We start from the raw sequence: 20818 nt of genomic DNA, 5'->3' as shown, positions 1-20818 counted from the left end.
CAAACTTGTTTAACAGGATAAAAATAAACATTTACACCTTTTCCCCTATGTATTGTTAATATTTATAGAACTAATTGTTAATACATTAAAACAAACTGCAAATAAATCCGATAAAGTACCGACAAGAAAACAATTTAACACCCTTTTAAATTAACTTCAAAACCATTATAACAATCAGAAAAATTCTATATATTTGAAAAAAATATACAAATGAAAAAAATTTTAATAGTACTATGTTCATCCATATTTACTTTTGGCTACAGTCAGGAGGAAAAAAAAGTCGATTTTAAAAAAAATGAAATTAAAGGAAATGCACTATTTTTAGTAGCTGGTGCCTTAGAAGTCACTTATGAGCGATTACTTAATGAAGAATCCGGAGTTGGAGTTTCACTATTTGTACCTTATGAGAATGAAATCGACGTGAATTTTAGCCTCACTCCTTATTACCGCTTTTATTTTGGCAAAAAACCAGCCGCAGGATTTTTTGTAGAGGGTTTTGGAATGTTAAATTCTTATGATGACTCCATTTATAATGAAGCAAACAACTATTCAAGTTTTAATGATGTTACTAGAACTGATTTCGCTCTTGGTTTTGGATTAGGAGCAAAATGGGTAACCCAAAAAGGGTTTGTCTTTGAAATAAACGGAGGCGTAGGCCGAAACTTGTTCAATAGCAGCGATTCCGATTTTGAAATAGTCGGACGTGGTGGAATAACATTAGGCTACCGATTTTAATTAAAACACACTAAAAAGGCTTCTCGATTGAGAAGCCTTTTTTTATATGAATGAATGTGTGATTACATTTTCATCAACCAATTTTTCATCGAAACTTCATTTTCGATAATTGATTTCAAATCAGCAATAGCAACACGATCTTGTTTCATTGTGTCTCTGTGACGAATGGTTACCGTTTGGTCTTCGACAGTTTGATGATCTACAGTAATACAGAAAGGAGTTCCCAATGCATCTTGTCTTCTATAACGACGACCTACAGCATCTTTTTCATCATAAGCCACATTGAAATCCCAACGCAAATCATCAATGATTTTGTGTGCGATTTCTGGCAATCCATCTTTTTTAACCAATGGCAAAACAGCTGCTTTTGTTGGTGCTAAAACCGCTGGTAATTTCAAAACTGTTCTGGTTGAACCATCTTCCAAAGTTTCTTCTTTCAAAGAAGTGGCGAAAACCGCCAAGAACATTCTGTCCAAACCAACAGAAGTTTCCACTACATAAGGAACATAGTTTTGGTTCAATTCAGCATCAAAATACTGTAATTTTCTACCGGAATATTGTTCATGTGCTTTTAAATCGAAATCAGTTCGAGAGTGAATTCCTTCCAACTCCTTGAATCCAAAAGGGAAATTAAACTCTATATCGGCAGCAGCATTTGCATAGTGTGCCAATTTTTCGTGATCGTGAAAACGGTAATTCTCTTTTCCTAATCCAAGAGATAAATGCCAGTTCAAACGAGCCGTTTTCCAGTGTTCGTACCATTGCATTTCTTTGCCTGGTTGAACAAAAAATTGCATTTCCATTTGTTCAAATTCACGCATACGGAAGATGAATTGTCTGGCAACGATTTCATTCCTGAACGCTTTTCCAGTTTGAGCAATTCCAAAAGGAACTTTCATTCTTCCTGATTTTTGAACATTCAAGAAGTTAACAAAAATACCTTGTGCGGTTTCTGGACGCAAGTATAAATCCATTGCCGTATCTGCAGAAGCTCCTAGTTTGGTACCGAACATCAAGTTGAATTGACGCACCTCAGTCCAATTTCTGGAACCTGATTCCGGACAAGCAATTTCCAATTCTTCGATTAATGCTTTGACATCTTCCAAGTCTCCAGCTCCCAAAGAACGTCCCATTCTTTCCAGAATTTCTCTTTCTTTGGCAAGATATTCCACCACTCTTGCGTTGGTCGTGATGAATTCTTGTTCGTTGAAAGCGTCGCCAAAACGAGTTTTTGCCTTTTCGATTTCTTTTTTCGCTTTTAGATTCAGCTTTTCGGCATAATCTTCAATCAAGACATCGGCTCTGTATCTTCTTTTGGAATCTTTGTTGTCTATCAATGGATCATTGAAGGCGTCAACGTGACCAGATGCTTTCCAAGTTGTTGGGTGCATCAATATTGCCGCGTCCAATCCAACAATGTTGTCGTTCATTTGAACCATTGCTTTCCACCAATATTCGCGTATGTTCTTTTTTAATTCTACTCCGTTTTGTGCATAATCATAGACTGCACTTAAACCATCGTATATTTCGCTTGACGGAAAAATAAATCCGTATTCTTTTGCGTGCGAAATTACATTCTTAAATAAATCTTCTTGTTTTGCCATAGTGGTGCAAAAATATAAAAAGTGAACTTAAAAAAAGAAACATTTTTGAAGTTTGAAGCGTTGATTTTGCTATTTTTATGAAAAAATGTAGTTTTTATGTTGAAAAGCATTATCAATCTATTTTTTCCTCCCGTTTGTGCGGGTTGTCATTCGTTTTTGGTATCTAATGAAAACGTGATTTGCACGCTTTGCCGACACAATATTCCGCTAACCAATCATCATTTGAATCCCGAAAACGAGGCTTTCAAGAAATTTTACGGTCGAATTCCTGTCGAACATACTTCGGCATTGTTGTATTTTCACAAAAAGGGAATCGTCCAGGAATTAATCCACAACTTGAAATACAAAGGTCAAGAAGAAATTGGCACTGTTTTGGGCGAATGGTACGCCGATGATTTGAAAAACCTAGAAATACTGCAATCCGCTGATGAAATTATTCCGGTGCCTTTGCACAAAAGAAAACTACGAGAAAGAGGTTACAATCAGGTGACTAATTTTGGAACAACGCTTTCCAACGGTTTGAATATCCCTTATAATCCCAATATATTGGTTCGAAACATTTACTCGAAAACCCAATCCCGAAAAAGTTTCTTAAACCGAAGCGAAGGCATCGACACCATTTTCGACGTTACTTTTACTGAAAAAGACCACGGCAAACATTTCTTGCTGATTGATGACGTGCTCACGACCGGTTCTACTCTAGAAGCTTGTTCACACGCCTTATTGAAAATTCCCGGCGCAAAAATCAGTATTGTTTGTATGGCAATGGCACATTCTTGATGGTTAATTTTGAGACACAAAGGTTCTAAAATAGCCACATTCATTGATTACTTCTTGGTAATATTTTGTGTTTGAATAGTCTCTTTTCAATATTTTAAATCCATCCCAAGCGATAAAATTGATTTTGGAACTTCTTAGGGCATATTGGTTCTCCCAACTGTCTTTGTTTGGATCATACTGATTATTATAATACTCATTTCGCTCGCATTTGGCAATCATATAATAGCATTTTGCTTTTTGTTCGTTGGTTTTTGCGACAGCTAACGCTTTTTGATAATACATTTTTGCCAGCGAACAATCGGCAATCATATCTCTAATTTTATCCCTAAAATCATACGAACTATACCCATATCCAGTGATGTTTGTTTCGTGAAATATTCTCGCATTTCCATAATGGGTGATATTGTAAAACGCATTTCCAAGCAACAATAAATTGGCATGAACATCTTCGCCTTTGGCAACATTCTCCTGCATCGTTTTTATGGTATTCAAGAAATCGATTTGCGAATATTTCTTCTTTTGATAAGCAACGTGGTCGCAATCGTGACAATCTTTGATGCTACCGTTGAATGGATTTCCGTAAAATTTTGTTTCTTGTAGTTTATTTGTTTTTTGCATAAACTCGATTGCTTCTGGAATTTTATTGGCAAATGTGGCAACTACCGCCTGATAATTATTGATGTCGTCAAGTGTCACATCATAAACACCAACGCCAATTTTTTCTATTTCGGTTTTATTGTTTTTGGACAAAAAAACCTTCATGGCTTTCAAATTCTCTTCATTGTCATAAAAGTTATTGTCTCTGTCAAACAACTCCGCCATTACTTCATTTTTTTGCGATTTATACAATGCCGACAGGTATTTTTTGCTCCAAGCTGTCGCATTATAATATCGAAAATTTTCAATATTATTTTTAGGTGTTTCGTTGTACAACCAAGTCAAATCTTTTAGAATTGTTTTTTCATTATTGGAACCTATCTTCTCTATTTTACTCAAATTATTCACGAATCGAAGCAGACGAACTTGACTGATTGCCAACGGTGTTTGAGGCATTTTGCTTTCGGCTTTGTCAAAATTCTTGTCGGCTTGTGCATAATTGCCGTTCAAAGTTTCCAAATACCCTGCAGCAACATTCCACAAATAGGGTTTTGCGGTTTTGTCCGATTGTGCGATTTTAACCACCAAATCAATCGTCGATTTGTGAATGCTGTCTTTGGTTCTTTTCTTGTTTTCGACAACCGATTTTTCTTTGAAAGAATTGTCAATTTTAGTCTCTTGGTTGTTAATTAATCGGGTCAATAAATAATCCAAATGTTCACTTTTAGGTTGCAAATTATAGATTTCGGCAATGGCTTTTTCTTCGTCTCCATAATAGCCTTGAATTGCCCAAAGTGCGGCTTTTCCTTCATTGGTTTTGGCTAAATTCAAAGATTCTTTCCAGTCTTTTTCCTCTTTTGGATGAAAACAATATGCCGAAACCACTCGCATTGCTGGGCATTTATCAAAAACCTGACTGTATTGATAATTTGATAAGGCGTAATTTTTCTTTTTATAATTCATTCCTGCTATATAAGCCAAAGCGCGATAGTAAAGAGTGTTTTTTGGCACTGTATTTTCGGTTTTTTGAAAAAAAGCAATGGCAGTTTGTTGATCACCATTATAAAAATAAGCTTTAATCGTTTGAAACCAATAACGATTTTTCAAAAACAAATCCGACACCGTATTGTATCTATTTTCGATTGTCTTTATCGTTTTGATGTTGTTGAACGTTTTTTGTACAACCGGTTCATACGACCAATTGTTGCCATCGCTAATTGAGGCAGTTTCTACTTGTTTTGAAAGCGATAAAAAAGTAAAAAAACCACTAATTCGTCTATCATTTAAGTCTATTTTTTTAGACCATTTATTGGAAACGGAATTGTTTTTCTGGGTTATATAGAAGTCTTGTATTTTCTTGATATCGGTTGCACTTGAGTCGATAAGAAAGAAACGTACCGTTTTGACATCCATTTTCCCTTTCAAGAAATCCGCCCAGTCTTGAACAATTTCGTCATTGAATCTCGAATTATGCTCGGTATCAAAACCTGTATAAAAGAAATATTGCGACAAAAATAATGGCGTATAGGATTTGTCCACAAAAGCTTCTGGCGTGAAATTAGAATCGAATGACCAACCCCAATCGTCTCCTCCAGCGCAAGCATAAATGATTCCATAAACAAAAAGCAAAATGGCACTAAAACCGAGCAATAACTTGTTCAAAAAGGTCTTTTTCATATTTTTTTATATTGAATTCATCTAAATCGTAAAAAATAATTTCGGCAGGCATTGTTGCTGTATTCTCTTCTAAATCGTTTGCCATTTCTAGCAAATCATTTTTACTAATAGCTTCTAATTTTAACAAATCACCTTTCCTGTAAAATGTTCCGTTTTTGTAATTGGATGCTTTTACTTTTAATTCTTTTTGATTTGTGAGAATAAAATTAGTGTCCTTTTTAAAACTCGCAACATCGATTTTGTTTTTTAAGCCAATAACTTTTCCATCACGGATATGAACTGCCCACGAATAGATAGGCAAAGCAATATTTATAGACAAAGGATATTTTTTTAAACTCTCCAAATAACGATTAGCTATATTTCTGTCATAAATGGAATTCAGCGAATCAGGCGCAATTTTCCCCATATTGTAATACATTAGAACACCTTTGTCCACATTGGGAATTTTGGTCTTTTTGAAGTATTTGATCTGATGCAATCGAATGGTAGCTGATAATTTTTTGCCCGAAATTTTCTTAAAATAGTCGATAAATTTCAAATAATTATCCCGACTTGCTAATGTCCAGTCGCAATCGATTTGTATTTCTTGACAAGAAACCTGACTTTTGGTATTGATTTGTTGAATAAAATCATTGGTTTTTTGAGCCAAATCCAAAACGTCAATATTTTGATTTAGTAACACTTTGTTCTTGATGTAAACCACAGGAACGATTGTAAAATCTTTGGGATTTTCCTCAAAACGGATGGGACTCTGTGGAAACGGATTGTTCGATTTTGCATTCCAATCAATGTCAAAATACCGAATATAGAGTTTTTTTACTTGGTTATCTTTCAGCGTACTTTTCTCCAATGGCGACAATTTGAAAATGGTTTTCCAATAATAAAAAGAAATCATTGGTCGCTCCTGCTGATGACAAGCCGTCAACAACAAAAGCAAAACGCAAAAAAAGAAACTATTTTTCAAGAAAATGAGAGATCACTATTTACTTTCAAAAGTAAGGATTTTTCTCAAATTCCAATCTTTTTTATCCGAAAGGGATTAACTCCCAATAAAAATTTAAAACATTTCATTTACAGCGAATATAATTGTTATTTTGTAGCTTCTAAATATCGATTCCTTATGTTGAAAAACAACTTTAAATATATTCTGTTTCTATTGGTTTTGTTAATGGCAAGTTGCGCCAAAAGAGGCAGCATCACTGGCGGTTTGAAAGACACCCTTGCTCCGGTCTTGAAAATGAGTTTTCCAAAAAACTTCAGCACCAATTTTAAAACCAACGAAATCAAATTGACTTTTGACGAATACATCAAGTTGAAAGACCTGAACAAGCAATTGATCATTTCGCCGCCAATGAAATATGAACCCTTGATTACGCCTACTTCTGTCAGCAAGTATATCAACATAAAAATACTGGACACGCTTCAACCCAACACGACTTACAGCTTTAATTTTGGCCAAAGTATTGAAGACAACAATGAGGGAAATCCATACAACCAGTTCAAATATGTGTTTTCGACTGGCGCATTTATCGATTCTTTGTCAATTGGCGGAACGGTGAAAGATGCTTACAACAAGGAAGTGGAATCGTTTGTTTCGGTAATGCTTTATGATGTAAATGAAAACTTTAAAGATTCCGTGGTTTACAATGAAGCCCCGAGATATATTACCAATACCTTGGACAGTTTGAAAACTTTTAAATTGGAGAATTTGAAGGCTGGAAAATATCTTTTGGTGGCGATGAAAGACTATGGCTCCAATAATAAATTCAATCCCAAAAAGGACAAAATCGGGTTTCACAAGGAATTTATCAGCATTCCTGGCGACACGATTTATGAATTGAAATTGTTCAAAGAAACACTGCCTTTCAAGGCCTCCAGACCTTATCAGGCCTCCGGAAACAGATTAATCCTTCCTTATGAAGGAAAATCTAAGGATTCGAAAATTACGCTCAAAAACGGAGAAACCGAATTATCAACCATCATTACCAAATTTCCAAAAAAAGATTCCCTTCAAGTGTGGTACAAACCCTTGAAAGTAGATTCGTTGTCTATGGCCGTGACCAAAGACAAATATAAAGGAAACTTTAATTTTAAGATTAAAGCGCAGAAAAAAGACAGTGTGAACATAACTGCTGTCCAGTCGGGCAACTTAAACTTGAAGGAACGATTTGCTTTGACGAGCAACACTCCATTGGAAAAATTCGACAATTCAAAAATGAAACTGATTAATAAAGATTCTGTTGCGGTAGCTTTTAAAACGGAATATGACGAATTCAACCAGCAATTGTTTTTTGATTTCAAGAAAGAACCTCTGGAAAAATATACTTTCCAAATTATGCCGGGCGCAATGACCGATTATTTAGGACAATCCAATGATACTTTGGCTTTTAATTTATCGACAAGAGATTTAACTGATTATGGCAATCTCAAGGTGAGTTTACAAAACGTAAAACACTTTCCCGTAATTGTTGAACTGACCAACGAAAAAGGCGATGTTCTCGCCACCCAATATACCGAAAGCAGCTCCAAAGTTGAATTTAATTTGGTCGAACCTGCCGTGTTTTGGCTTCGGGCAATTTATGACGACAACAAAAACCAAGAATGGGATCCAGGGAATTATCTAGAGAAACGCCAAGCCGAGGAAGTCATTTATTTTTCGAAAGGAATAGATGTTCGCGCGAATTGGGACGTGGAACAGGTTTTTGACTTGAGTATTCCCTACACGCCGGAACCCAAAAAGAAAGAAGATAAAAAGAAGCCCATTAAATCAGGGTTTTAATTCAAAATAATCTCTGTCTCCAAGAAATCCGAGTTTTTTTCTGGTTTCAAGCAATTGTTCCTTGTTTAATTCCACGATGAAAACACCTTCGGTTTCTTGTGGTTCCAGAGCATAATTTCCAAGAAAATCAACTGCTTGCGAATGCCCATTATATTCTAAATTGTTGCTGTCAAAACCAGTTCTGTTCACGCCAATCGTATAGCACAAATTTTCGACCGAACGGGCTTTGAGCAAAATATCCCAAGCCTGAATTCTTGCTTTTGGCCAATTGGCAACGTAAATCAAAACATCATAATCCTCTACATTTCGGGCAAAAACCGGAAAACGCAAATCATAACAAACTAGCGGACAAATTTTCCAACCTTTATATTCCACAATCAATTTTTCCTTTCCGGCAGTATAAACTTTGTCTTCGCCAGCCAAGGTAAACAAATGTCTTTTGTCATAAAATTGGATTTCGCCTGACGGAAAAACAAACACCAATCGGTTGTAAAAATTGCCATTTTCCTTGATGACCAAACTTCCCGTAATCGCGCTGTTTTTGGCTTTCGCCAAAGATTGCAACCATTGAATAGTTTCGCCGTCCATTGTTTCGAAAACAGCCTCTGCATTCATCGTGAAACCCGTCGAGAACATTTCCGGCAATACAATCAAATCAATTTTTTCAGTAACGGTATTGATTTTTTCCTCGAAATAGTTTCGGTTGACTTTGGGGTTTTCCCAGAATAAAGACGATTGGAGAAGGGCGATTTTCATAGTATAAAATTAATTTAAATTTTTTAAACCATTAAGAGATTAAGAAAATTAAGTTTTGGATTGAAGCAAAAAAAAACGCATCCAAATCAATGAATGCGTTTTTACTATTGCCTTTTGGCTAATGCCTAAAAAGCTATTATTTCAAACTTGCTGAAAAATATTCTCTGTTCATGCGAGCGATATTTTCCAAAGAAATTCCTTTTGGACACTCTACTTCACAAGCCCCAGTATTGGTACAGTTACCAAAACCTTCTTCGTCCATTTGACGTACCATATTCAAAACACGGTTTGTGGCTTCTACTTTTCCTTGTGGCAATAAAGCATATTGAGATACTTTTGCTCCAACAAATAACATTGCTGAACCGTTTTTACAAGTAGCCACACAAGCTCCACAACCAATACAAGCTGCTGCTTCAAATGCTTTGTCGGCATCGTCTTTAGGTACTAAAATGGTGTTGGCATCGATGGTATTTCCAGAAGTATTAACCGAAACAAATCCTCCCGCTTGTTGAATTCTTTCAAAGGCAGTTCTGTCAACAATTAAATCTTTGATTACTGGAAAAGCTGCACTTCGCCAAGGTTCAATAACAATTGTATCTCCGTCATTAAACATTCTCATATGCAATTGACATGTTGTGATTCCTGTATCTGGTCCGTGTGCACGTCCATTGATATACAAAGAACACATACCGCAAATTCCTTCGCGACAATCGTGGTCAAATGCAATTGGTTCTTTTCTTTCGTTAACTAATTGTTCGTTCAATTGGTCCAACATTTCCAGAAATGAACTGGCTGTAGAAACATCGTTCAATTTGTATGTTTCCATTTTCCCTTTTTCTTTGGCATTTTTTTGACGCCAAATGTTAAGGGTTATATTGATATTTTTTGCTGCGCTCATAATTTTTATTTTTAGCCAAAAGCCATAAGACAAAAGGCATTAGTAACTATTGTTTACTTGACTCTAATTTATTTATAAAGGAATTAATCATTTTGCTTTCTTCTGTAATCTGATTTGATAACTCTAAAAACAATTTTTCATCATTAATAAAATCCAATTTACTTGCCACTAATAATTGTGTTTCTAATTCACACAAAGAACCTCGAGCTATTTTGATAAATTGAATATAACTTTGAATTGATTGTCTTCCATATCCTTCAGCAATATTTGAAGGAACTGACACTGAACTTCTTTTTATTTGGCTTGACAAAGCGTATAATTCATCTTTTGGAAAACTAGAAACTAATTTATAAGTCATACAGACAATATCAATTCCTTTCTGCCAAATCAATAAATCTTTATACGATTTTATCTCCCCCATAACTATTGCCTTTTGGCTAATGCCTAATTACTTATAGTTTCTTGCGGCTATTTTGATAAACTCGTATTTCAATTCTTCCTTGTGAAGTTCTTCAGTGTTGATGTCGTCTCCTTTGTATTCCCAAGCACCCACAAATTTGAAGTTTTCGTCATCACGAAGGGTTTCTCCTTCGGCATCTTGATATTCTTCACGGAAGTGACCTCCACAAGATTCTTTACGTTGCAATCCGTCGATGGCCATTAATTGTCCTAATTCGATAAAATCGGCAACACGAAGTACTTTCTCCAATTCTGGATTCAATTCGTCGGCACTACCCGGAACATAAACGTCTTTGTAGAATTCTTCTTTTAAAGCAGCAATTTCCGAAATGGCTTCTGTTAAGCCTTTCTCATTACGACCCATTCCTACTTTATTCCACATAATCAAACCTAAACGTTTGTGGAAATGATCCACCGTTTTTGTTCCGTTATTGTTTAAGAATTTATCGATTGAATCTTTTACGCTCTTTTCGGCAGCAGCAAATTCCGGCAAATCAGTAGAGATTTTTCCAGTACGAATATCATCAGCCAAATAATCTGAAACAGTATAAGGCAATACGAAATAACCGTCAGCCAAACCTTGCATCAAAGCAGAAGCTCCCAAACGGTTCGCTCCGTGGTCAGAGAAATTCGCTTCTCCTGCAACGAAACAACCTGGAATAGTAGATTGCAAGTTATAATCAACCCAAACACCACCCATGGTGTAGTGAACAGCAGGATAGATTTTCATTGGGGTTTCATAAGGATTCTCATCCGTAATTTTTTGGTACATGGTAAACAAGTTACCGTATTTTTCCTCCAACCATTTTTTCCCTAATGAAAGTATTTCTTCTTGAGAAGGATTGTGGTTTCCTTTGGCGTAAGCCGTTTGTTTTCCTTTAGATTGAATTTCTGTGGAGAAATCCAAATAAACTCCTTCGTTGGTATCGTTAGCCTCAATTCCGTGACCAGCGTCACAAACTTCTTTTGCCGCTCTTGAAGCCACATCACGAGGAACCAGGTTTCCAAATGCTGGATATTTTCTTTCTAGGTAGTAATCTCTATCTTCTTCAGCAATTTGTGTTGGTTTCATTTTACCCGCACGAATCGCTTCTGCATCTTCTTTTTTCTTTGGAACCCAAATACGTCCTGAGTTTCTCAACGACTCTGACATCAAGGTCAATTTCGATTGATTGGTTCCGTGTACCGGAATACAAGTTGGGTGAATTTGCACGTAACAAGGATTGGCGAACAAAGCGCCTTGTTTGTGTACTTTCCAACCAGCAGTTACATTCGATCCCATTGCGTTTGTAGAAAGGAAATAAACGTTTCCGTATCCTCCAGTTGCTACAATTACAGCGTGAGCAGAATGTCTTTCTAATTCTCCTGTAATCAAATTACGAGCAATGATTCCACGAGCTTTTCCGTCCACTTTCACCAATTCCAACATTTCGTGACGATTGAACATTTCAATTTTTCCTAACCCGATTTGTCTTGACAAAGAAGAATAAGCTCCTAATAATAATTGTTGTCCGGTTTGTCCAGCTGCGTAAAATGTACGTTGCACTTGAGTTCCCCCAAAAGAACGGTTGTCCAAATATCCTCCATAATCACGTGCAAAAGGAACTCCTTGAGCCACACATTGGTCGATGATATTTCCTGAAACTTCTGCTAAACGGTGAACGTTTGCTTCACGTGCCCTGTAATCTCCACCTTTGATGGTGTCATAAAACAAACGGAAAGTACTATCACCATCATTTTGATAATTTTTGGCAGCATTGATACCTCCTTGTGCAGCAATCGAGTGTGCACGACGAGGAGAATCTTGGTAACAAAATGCTTTTACGTTGTATCCCATTTCGGCAAAAGATGCTGCTGCCGAAGCTCCAGCCAATCCAGTTCCTACTACGATGATATCTATTTTTGGTCGGTTGTTTGGAGCAACTAACTTTAAGTGGTCTTTATAATCAGTCCATTTTTGTGAAATGTGACCTTCTGGTATTTTAGAATCTAGTTTCATTTATAGATTGATATTAATTATTAATAAAATGATGAAATAATGCAATGAAAATAAATCCAAAAGGAACTATGATTGCAAAAGCATAACATATTTTATGCAATGACTTCCCGATTTTGTTGTCGAATCCAATTGATTGCAAAGAAGAAGTGAAACCGTGCCAAAGGTGAACTGACAACAACACGAAAGCAACGCTGTACAATCCTGTACGAACCGGGCTTTCAAATTTAGCCACCAATTCGTGAAAATATCTTGTTTCATCGATTGGATTTCCTTCAACATACTTGTAGATCATTTCTTGACACCAAAAATCATACATGTGCAATCCCAAGAATGCCAACACCACCAAACCAGAAACAATCATGTTTCTTGATGCCCAAGTTGAGTTTGCAGCACCATCAAATTTCACATAAGCGACAGGTCTTGCGCTTTTGTTTTTTAACTCCAATACGAATCCCATAATGAAATGAAAAACAACTCCAGCAACCAATACTGGCTGCATAACAAATTGGATTAAAGGATTGTAACCCATAAAGTGAGACATTTCATTGAAAGCATCTGCACTAAACACGGAAACCAAATTAATGAAAAAGTGCAATGCCAGAAACGAAATCAAGAAAATTCCAGAAAGCGCCATAGCCACTTTTTTAGCTATTGACGACTTCAACAACGTAGATTTTGCCATAAGTTTTGAAAATAAATTATTTATAAAAGTTGTACAAAAATAAAGTAAATAGAAGTGAACCACAACCTTTTTTGCTCTTTTTATGACAAATATCAAGTTTATTTTGCCACAAATTACACTATTACGAAATAGTTCTGAAATTTATCATATTATCATAATTAAATACGTATTTTTCAGTATTCATAAGTACAAATACGTATTTTTTAAAATTTACATACTCCACAAAACAGCAAAAACTACTTTTAGCTTCTTGAAAAAGATTTATTAAACAAAGAAAAATTAAAATGTTATTTTTTCATTTTTGATTTTAAAGTACTTAATTTTGATGTACTTAAACATATCTCCCTTTAATAATGAAATACCATCAAATCGACCGTCAACTTTTTATAAAAAACCGCGCCAAATTCAAGGCTCAAATGAAGCCAAACAGCGTGGCGATTTTCAACTCCAACGACATTTATCCCGTTTCTGCCGACAGCACTTTGCCGTTTGCTCAACACAGAGATATTTTCTATTTGTCTGGAGTTGACCAAGAAGAAAGCATCTTGTTGCTCTTTCCAGATGCTCCTTATGAAAACCAAAAAGAAATGCTGTTCCTCAAAGAAACCAGTGAACACATTGCCATCTGGGAAGGCGAAAAACTGACCAAAGAGCGAGCTTTTGAAGTTTCGGGAATTAAAACCGTGTATTGGCTGCAAGATTTCGAGAAAGTTTTGTTCGAATTAATGACCTATTCCGACACGATTTACATCAACACCAACGAACATTATCGCGCCACCGTGGAAACCGAAACCCGCGAAGCCCGCTTTGTAAAATGGTGGAAAGAGAAATATCCCGCACACGCTGTAGCCAAAAGCAATCCGATTTTGCAACGTTTGCGTTCCGTAAAAGAAACCGAAGAATTGGATTTAATCCAAAATGCTTGCGATATTACCGAAAAAGGTTTCAGAAGGTTGCTTCCTTTTGTAAAACCAAATGTAATGGAATACGAAATCGAGGCCGAATTGATCCACGAATTCATCCGCAATCGTTCCAAAGGTTTTGCCTATACTCCAATTATTGCCTCAGGAAATAATGCCAATGTGTTGCATTACATCGAAAACAACCAACAATGCAAAGCCGGCGATTTAATTTTATTGGACGTTGCCGCCGAATACGCCAATTATTCTAGCGATTTAACTCGAACTATTCCAGTTTCTGGTCGTTATAACGAAAGACAAAAAGCAGTTTACAATGCGGTTTTAAGAGTAAAAAATGAAGCAACCAAAATGCTGACTCCAGGAACACTTTGGAAACAATACCACCTTGAAGTGGGTAAAATAATGACTTCGGAATTGCTTGGTTTGGGACTTTTGGACAAAGCCGATGTGCAAAACGAAAACCCGGATTGGCCAGCCTACAAAAAATATTTTATGCACGGCACTTCCCACCATATGGGATTGGACACCCACGATTACGGAAAACTTACCGAACCAATGCAAGCCAATATGGTTTTCACCGTAGAACCCGGAATCTACATTCCCGCCGAAGGTTTCGGAATCCGACTGGAAGACAATGTGGTTGTTCAGGAAACTGGCGAACCGTTCAATTTAATGCGAAACATCCCGATTGAAATTGAGGAGATTGAAACGCTTATGAATTCTTGAATTTAGATTTCTGATTTTAAAGTTTATATTCAAAACGGTTTACAGCAATGTGAGCCGTTTTTTATTTAACGTATAACACAAATTAGAAAACTTAATTTAACCCGTTGATGCAATTATTAAATTTTAAGGAACAACAAAATTGAAACACATAGAATCATAGAAAAAAAGAGTTGAATAGCCCAATTCTTGGATTCACATAGCTATGGTTTTCTTTAATAAAGTGAAACGTCTTTAAAAATTTATAAAAACTATGATTCTATGTGTTTAAAAAAGTACAAATTGAATTACACCCAATGGGTTAATTTATTTCATTATAATGATTGTTTCTACCCGATTACTTTCAAAATCCACAAAAAAATAGTAACTTTTAAATCCTTTTTAGACCAATAGTTTTAATTCAAAAAAAGACACCAATGAAAGCACACGAAATAGATTTCCAAATTTTCGGAGAAGAAATGCAATATGTTGAAATCGAATTAGACCCACAAGAAATTGTCATTGCCGAGGCAGGAAGCTTTATGATGATGGACAACAATATCCAAATGCAAACCATTTTTGGCGACGGCTCCCAACAACAAACCGGGATTTTCGACAAACTCCTCAGCGCAGGAAAACGCGTCCTCACTGGCGAAAGCTTGTTTATGACCGCATTTATCAATCAAAATAATTACAAAAGCAAGGTTTCGTTTGCTTCGCCTTATCCCGGAAAAATCCTTCCTATTGATTTGACACAATTTCAAGGGAAATTCATCTGTCAAAAAAGTTCCTTTCTATGTGCAGCCAAAGGCGTATCAGTTGGGATCGAATTTTCTAAAAAATTAGGTCGCGGTTTCTTTGGCGGAGAAGGTTTCATTATGCAAAAAATTGAGGGCGACGGTCTGGCATTTGTACATTCAGGAGGAACTTTGGCAAAAAAAGAACTTAGAGAGGGCGAAATTCTAAAAGTAGATACAGGTTGCCTTGTAGGATTTACTCAGAATGTAGACTATGATATTGAATTTATTGGCGGAATCAAAAATTCCATTTTTGGAGGTGAAGGTTTATTCTATGCGACACTTCGCGGGCCAGGAACTGTCTATATACAATCCTTGCCTTTCAGTCGTCTTGCCGATCGAATTATTGCTTCAGCACCAAGAGCAGGAGGAAATAGTCGTGAGGAAGGCAGTTTACTTGGTGGATTAGGCAATTTATTGGATGGGGATAATCGATTTTAACAACTTTTAGAAGATAATTATAAACGGTTTGCAGGAATGTGAACCGTTTGTAATTATCTTATTTGTATAGGCTGATGTCTATATGTCTGTTTTTCAAATTCCATTTTTATATTTTGCTCGTTTAATTCAACAAAATAAAGCCTATTCTCTTTATTCATATTTACAACAACTTCTTTATCTATTATATTAAACAAGTTTTTTAATTTATTTTCCATATCACTTAAATTATAGTAAAACACACAAATTTTAGCCCTCCTCTTTAAATCAAAATCTAAAAATTTAAATAAATCAGTAATATATTCTTTATCCGATTCATCTAAAGAATGACCAATTATATAAAAAATTGTTTCATTAAGTTGGTTTTTTTTCTCATCTGGTATTTTAATAAATTTATAGTTTGTTTTTTTACGAACTTTTTGATAAAATTTAGTAAAATCAAACATTTTACTGTCATTAATATGTTTTGGCATTTCACTAATTCCAAGAACTATATTTTGTTTATGACAATCTTCATTTATTTCTCCGTGTAAATAAACCACTTTCGATTTATCAACATTATAAATCTTTTCTAAAGTTGGAGTGTAATTAAATGTGTAAATTTCATTCATTAAATGAAAAGGAAATTCTGATTTTTGTTTTATCTGGTCATAAAAAACGCTCACTATATCAACTAAATAACGATTAAAAACTACAATAAATTCTTCAAATGATTGTGCTAAATCTTCTAGCATTTTTTTCACATCAATAGAACTCTTCCTTTGGTTAATATATTTTTCATTTAATTTAAAACCTCCTCCAATATTAACTACTTTAATCAAATTAAACAATTCAAAGTCAGTGAATTCCACAAGTTGATCACCAAAAACATTTTTTCTAATTTCCCATTTATTTTTAAACCTTTCAAAAAAAGTTAATTGATTCAAAACATTTTCAATTTCCATTTCAAAATCAATCCAAGTATCAATTTCACAGACATTTTTGAAATGTTTGTACCAAAGATTGGTTTGTAAAAGTTGTTTTATTCTATTTATTTTATCAAGATCAAATTCAATATTATTTGTGTTGTAATTTTTAATTATTGATTCATATTCATCCAGATATCTTATTTTAAATACACGTCCAAATAATTTTTCAAAAGACACATCGGTACTATATTCAACATCTTCAATCATTGTCATTATTGAAATAAAATGATTATATTTTGTTGGCAAATGATGAAATAAATCAAATCCGTTTCCTGTAATTAAAATTTTACTCATATAAAAATCCTTTTATCAAATGTAGTTATTTTCTTTAACATATTAGAATTCAAGTAGGTTTAAGATTTTCTTATATGAACTTGAATTTCTTATAGGGTTTAAAAATTTTAGCCTTATTTTTGCTCCAAGTTTAAAACGATGAATCAAATCCTCTACAAAAACACGAAAATCTCCTATTCCGATACCGGAAAAGGCAATGCCGTTGTGTTGCTTCACGGTTTTTTGGAAAATAAAACGATGTGGCAAGATTTGGTTCCGGAATTGAGCAAAAAAAACCGAATCATAACAATCGATTTGTTAGGTCACGGTGAAACGGAATGTTTGGGCTACATCCATTCTATGGAAGACAACGCCGAAATAGTTCAGGCTGTTTTGTCCAAATTGCGAATCCGAAAAGCGGTTTTTGTCGGGCATTCTATGGGCGGTTATGTGGCTTTGGCTTTCGCCGAATTGTATCCTGAAAAAGTGAGAGCTTTGGTTTTATTAAATTCAACTTCAAAAGCCGACAGCGAGGAACGAAAAACCAATCGAGATCGCGCCATAAAAGCCGTGAAGAAAGACTATACTACATTTATTAGACTTTCTATTGGCAATCTTTTTAGTCCCGACAATCGCGAACGATTAATTGACGAAATCGAAAAGGTAAAAAACGAAGCTTTGAAAACTCCCTTGCAAGGCGTCGTAGCTTCACTCGAAGGAATGAAAATTCGCAAAGACCGAGAAGTTTTATTACACCTCACACCTTATCCAAAAATGCTGATTCTTGGCAAAAAAGATCCTGTATTAATATACGAAATCGCATTAGAACAAATAGAAGACACCGCTGTCAAACTAATCACTTTGCCCGACGGACATATGAGTCATATCGAAAATCGAGACGAATTGAAAAATGTTTTATTGGAGTTTTTTAAAGGAGTTTAAATCTTTTCTTCAAAAGGTTTTGTCTCATCCAGAATTTCATTCAACAACAAAACCATTTGTTCCAGATAATCATTTAAAATATCAGTGTCAATTGTCGTTTTTTCTTCTTTCCCATCTTTAAAACTGAAAGGCAAAAATCCCGATTTCAAGTTCTTGAACGAAATGATTCCGGCTTCGATTGGTTTGCCATTGGCTTCGTTTTCATACATAAAAGCATACGCCAGAATCTGGATTATCTTGTCGTTTTTGATTTCGTCCGTCAATCCTTTCCACGATTTCAAGGTAACGTTTGGCTTATCCACTTTTCCGGTTTTGTAATCGATAATTCGTATTACTCCGTTGCGTTCTTCTATTCTATCGACTTTTCCAGCAATTTTTATCGGAAACGGCAAACTCGGATGTTCCAAAATTCTTTCGCAAGCTTTTTCCAAATGAAGTATTTTTATGGCTTCACCATTTTTAATGCTTTCCAATTCGACTTTCAAAAAATTAGAAACATTGCGTTTGGCTACTTCAAAAGCCAACAGATTTCTACCTTTTTTGATTTCACCTTCTTTATAAACCAATTTGAATTGTTTCAACACTTCGGCATCCAACAATTTGAAGCAACCTAAAATATCTGTTTCAGACAAAAACTTCCCGATAAATGGTGTGTATAAGACTTCCAAGGTTTCGTGAATAATGGTTCCCAAAGTATTCAAGGCGATGTTTTCCTCGACTTCTTCGACTTCGCTAATGCGTAAAATCTTTTGGAAATAAAAATCAATTGGATTTCGGATATAACTCGTCAAGGCTGATGGAGAAAATCCTTTTTCTGCAATTTCCTTCAACCGCACCATCACCGATTCCGACTTTGAAACCACAATAGGTTGATAAGCCGTTTCGGGTAAAACCGCATTGTAAATTTCGTGGGTTAATGTATGTTTTGCTTGTTTTTCGACTTCCAATTGGGTGATGAAACGGCTTTTTTCACCTGCATCCAAACCTTCACTTTCGGTGTTGTAAATCAAATAAATATTCTTGGCTCGTTGCAACAAATGGTAGAAGTGATAGGTATAAATCGCATCTTTTTCCTTGAAAGTCGGCAAACCCAATTCCCGTTTCACATCATACGGAATAAAAGAATTCATCGATTTTCCCGCCGGAAATTTGCCTTCATTCATTGAAGTGACAATCACGGTTTCGAAATCCAAAACACGACTTTCCAAGACTCCCATAATTTGCAAACCATTCAAAGGTTCGCCCTCGAAAGAAACTTCAGCCAAATCAATTACTTGTTTGTAAATGGCGTGTAGCGTTTCGATTTTATCGATATGGGAATGTTGCGAATAGTAATTAATCAGTTTGTTGATGGTTTTAAAAATCGCATAAACAAAAGCTTTCGTGATTTTCTCCTCTTCATTGTCGTTGCTTAAATTCGTTTTGATGGTTTGCAGCAAATTGGAAATCGTTTCCAAAACCGCCATCGAACCATTTTCCCATTTTTGGAACAACAACAGAAACAAATCACTCGGATTTGGATTCAATTCCATCAACTTATGATTAGTGATAAAAGTATAGTTGTTTTGATTAATGACACCAACCAAGGCATTGGTTTTCGCATAAGGTTCCACCAAAGGATGCGTCAAAATATCCAAAACGTCTTTGTAATACAAGACATAACTTTTCGCATTTCGAGACAAGGCATTCGTGTGCATCTTGAACAATTTGGCAATCAAAATCTGCGCTGGATTGTTCTTGCTGGAATAACCCATCGTGATATTCAAGGCGCCAACAGTTGATGGCAGCGAATATAAAAGTGGCACCAACAAGTTTTCCTCACCCAAAACAACGGCAACTTTGTCCAATGTTGTATTTGGATTATCATTGATAATATTTTCTATGATACTTCCGGCGATTTTGGCTTGACCAATGGTTTTTGGCGTACCAATAACCTGAATGTTTTTTGACTGTGAAAAATCATCCACAATCCATTCGAAAGGATTGGATTTGTAGTGTTTCCAACTCGACTTGAAACGACGCACAAACAATCCTGCATCGTGATAGGGGTCATTTAGAAAAGTTTGGTCAACATCCCAATATATCGCAGCTTGATCAGAAGCCATTAAATGTTGAATGATTCTTTCTTCGGCGGCATTCAAGGCATTGAAACCCGCAAAGACAAATTGCTTTTCTTTTATGGAATCCGAAAAATGATTGAGATTGTTTACTGCTTCACGATAAATCAAGCCTTGGTAACCAATTCCTTTATTCAGCAAATGATTGTAAAGTGATTGGTAGTAATTGGGCAGTAATTTCCAAAAATCGATATATTTTTCTAGTAATTGGGTTTTATTTTCGACTTCAATTCCCCATTTTTTGATGTCTTCAATGTCCTTTAGATAAGAAAGGACGTGGGAGGGATCTAATAAGTAGCGATCAATCTCGTTGAAATCCTGCAACAATGTTTTGGCCCAATTGGCAAAAAGCTCAAAGGATTGTTGATTTGGTTTTTCGGTAACCGATAAATAGACTTCATAAAATTCGAACAATAATTCTATTGGATCAATATTGCGAATGCTGGCTATATCTTGAATAAATTCCTCAATGCTGATAATCTCTGGAGACAGAATATTAGTTTCAACTTGTCGTTTCAACGCTTCTACCAAAAATATTTTTGCTCGCTTGTTGGGCAAGACCACAATGGTATTGGAGAGTTTTCCTGAATAATTATCAATTAAAACCTGTGCAATTTTATCTAAAAAAGAAGTGTTTGTCATTTTATAAATATAAAAAAAGCCATTCAATTAAGAATGGCTTTTTAAAATTATTT

General features: G+C 35.4%; 16 protein-coding genes. 6 read left to right on the top strand and 10 right to left on the bottom strand.

Annotated features, from left to right (window positions below; all coding sequences use genetic code 11):
• The first annotated feature begins 210 nt into the window (after positions 1 to 210).
• The gene (locus tag OZP13_RS16995) at positions 211 to 735 is read left to right on the top strand and encodes a DUF3575 domain-containing protein (protein WP_281297969.1); all 525 of its coding nucleotides are present in this window, start codon (positions 211 to 213) and stop codon (positions 733 to 735) included.
• Between the two features lie 62 nt (positions 736 to 797).
• Here the strand turns inward: OZP13_RS16995 and OZP13_RS16990 are convergent, their stop codons facing one another.
• Positions 798 to 2339 carry a glycine--tRNA ligase gene (locus tag OZP13_RS16990; RefSeq protein WP_281297968.1) on the bottom strand — a complete coding sequence of 514 codons (1542 nt, stop codon included), beginning with the start codon at positions 2337 to 2339 and terminating at the stop codon, positions 798 to 800.
• Positions 2340 to 2435: 96 nt separating this feature from the next.
• On the opposite strand from OZP13_RS16990, the gene OZP13_RS16985 reads away from it, so the two are divergent.
• Positions 2436 to 3119 carry a ComF family protein gene (locus OZP13_RS16985; protein ID WP_269241309.1) on the top strand — a complete coding sequence of 228 codons (684 nt, stop codon included), beginning with the start codon at positions 2436 to 2438 and terminating at the stop codon, positions 3117 to 3119.
• A 3-nt stretch (positions 3120 to 3122) separates the two neighbouring features.
• Here the strand turns inward: OZP13_RS16985 and OZP13_RS16980 are convergent, their stop codons facing one another.
• Together OZP13_RS16980 and OZP13_RS16975 are read right to left on the bottom strand one after the other, a co-directional pair.
• Positions 3123 to 5393: a hypothetical protein gene (locus OZP13_RS16980; RefSeq protein WP_281297967.1), complete on the bottom strand. Its 2271-nt coding sequence runs from the start codon at positions 5391 to 5393 to the stop codon at positions 3123 to 3125.
• The gene (locus OZP13_RS16975; RefSeq protein WP_281297966.1) at positions 5353 to 6288 is read right to left on the bottom strand and encodes a hypothetical protein; all 936 of its coding nucleotides are present in this window, start codon (positions 6286 to 6288) and stop codon (positions 5353 to 5355) included. The genes OZP13_RS16980 and OZP13_RS16975 overlap by 41 nt, the downstream gene beginning before the upstream one ends.
• 225 nt (positions 6289 to 6513) lie before the next feature.
• Here OZP13_RS16975 and OZP13_RS16970 point away from each other — a divergent pair, with 225 nt between their 5' ends.
• Complete coding sequence (locus tag OZP13_RS16970; RefSeq protein ID WP_281297965.1) at positions 6514 to 8172, top strand: Ig-like domain-containing domain; 1659 nt, start codon at positions 6514 to 6516, stop codon at positions 8170 to 8172.
• On the opposite strand, the gene OZP13_RS16965 is transcribed toward OZP13_RS16970, so the two are convergent.
• The 5 genes from OZP13_RS16965 to OZP13_RS16945 form a co-directional block, all read right to left on the bottom strand.
• Entirely contained in the window at positions 8161 to 8928 is a 768-nt protein-coding gene (locus OZP13_RS16965; protein ID WP_281297964.1) for an amidohydrolase, read from the bottom strand. The genes OZP13_RS16970 and OZP13_RS16965 overlap by 12 nt on opposite strands.
• Positions 8929 to 9064: 136 nt before the next feature.
• Positions 9065 to 9826 (bottom strand): succinate dehydrogenase/fumarate reductase iron-sulfur subunit, encoded by a 762-nt coding sequence (locus OZP13_RS16960; protein WP_281297963.1) that lies wholly within the window; start codon positions 9824 to 9826, stop codon positions 9065 to 9067.
• 46 nt (positions 9827 to 9872) lie between these two features.
• Positions 9873 to 10247, bottom strand: a complete 375-nt coding sequence (locus OZP13_RS16955) for a four helix bundle protein (protein ID WP_269241304.1) — start codon at positions 10245 to 10247, stop codon at positions 9873 to 9875.
• Between the two features lie 27 nt (positions 10248 to 10274).
• Positions 10275 to 12284 carry a fumarate reductase/succinate dehydrogenase flavoprotein subunit gene (locus OZP13_RS16950; protein WP_281297962.1) on the bottom strand — a complete coding sequence of 670 codons (2010 nt, stop codon included), beginning with the start codon at positions 12282 to 12284 and terminating at the stop codon, positions 10275 to 10277.
• Between the two features lie 13 nt (positions 12285 to 12297).
• Positions 12298 to 12966, bottom strand: coding sequence for a succinate dehydrogenase cytochrome b subunit (locus tag OZP13_RS16945; RefSeq protein ID WP_281297961.1), 669 nt, complete (start codon positions 12964 to 12966; stop codon positions 12298 to 12300).
• Positions 12967 to 13319: 353 nt separating this feature from the next.
• Between OZP13_RS16945 and OZP13_RS16940 the strand changes: the two genes are divergently transcribed.
• Together OZP13_RS16940 and OZP13_RS16935 are read left to right on the top strand one after the other, a co-directional pair.
• Positions 13320 to 14612 (top strand): aminopeptidase P family protein, encoded by a 1293-nt coding sequence (locus tag OZP13_RS16940; RefSeq protein ID WP_269241302.1) that lies wholly within the window; start codon positions 13320 to 13322, stop codon positions 14610 to 14612.
• A gap of 413 nt (positions 14613 to 15025) precedes the next feature.
• Entirely contained in the window at positions 15026 to 15826 is an 801-nt protein-coding gene (locus OZP13_RS16935; protein WP_281297960.1) for a TIGR00266 family protein, read from the top strand.
• Positions 15827 to 15879: 53 nt separating this feature from the next.
• On the opposite strand, the gene OZP13_RS16930 is transcribed toward OZP13_RS16935, so the two are convergent.
• Entirely contained in the window at positions 15880 to 17085 is a 1206-nt protein-coding gene (locus OZP13_RS16930; RefSeq protein ID WP_281297959.1) for an AbiH family protein, read from the bottom strand.
• A gap of 138 nt (positions 17086 to 17223) precedes the next feature.
• On the opposite strand from OZP13_RS16930, the gene OZP13_RS16925 reads away from it, so the two are divergent.
• Positions 17224 to 18006: an alpha/beta fold hydrolase gene (locus OZP13_RS16925; protein WP_281297958.1), complete on the top strand. Its 783-nt coding sequence runs from the start codon at positions 17224 to 17226 to the stop codon at positions 18004 to 18006.
• Here OZP13_RS16925 and OZP13_RS16920 read toward each other — a convergent pair.
• Positions 18003 to 20765 (bottom strand): PD-(D/E)XK nuclease family protein, encoded by a 2763-nt coding sequence (locus OZP13_RS16920; RefSeq protein WP_281297957.1) that lies wholly within the window; start codon positions 20763 to 20765, stop codon positions 18003 to 18005. The genes OZP13_RS16925 and OZP13_RS16920 overlap by 4 nt on opposite strands.
• Between the last annotated feature and the right edge of the window lie 53 nt (positions 20766 to 20818).

The organism is Flavobacterium limnophilum (assembly GCF_027111315.2).
GTDB classification, from domain to species: Bacteria; Bacteroidota; Bacteroidia; order Flavobacteriales; family Flavobacteriaceae; genus Flavobacterium; species Flavobacterium limnophilum.
This window is presented reverse-complemented; position numbering and strand designations above follow the sequence as displayed.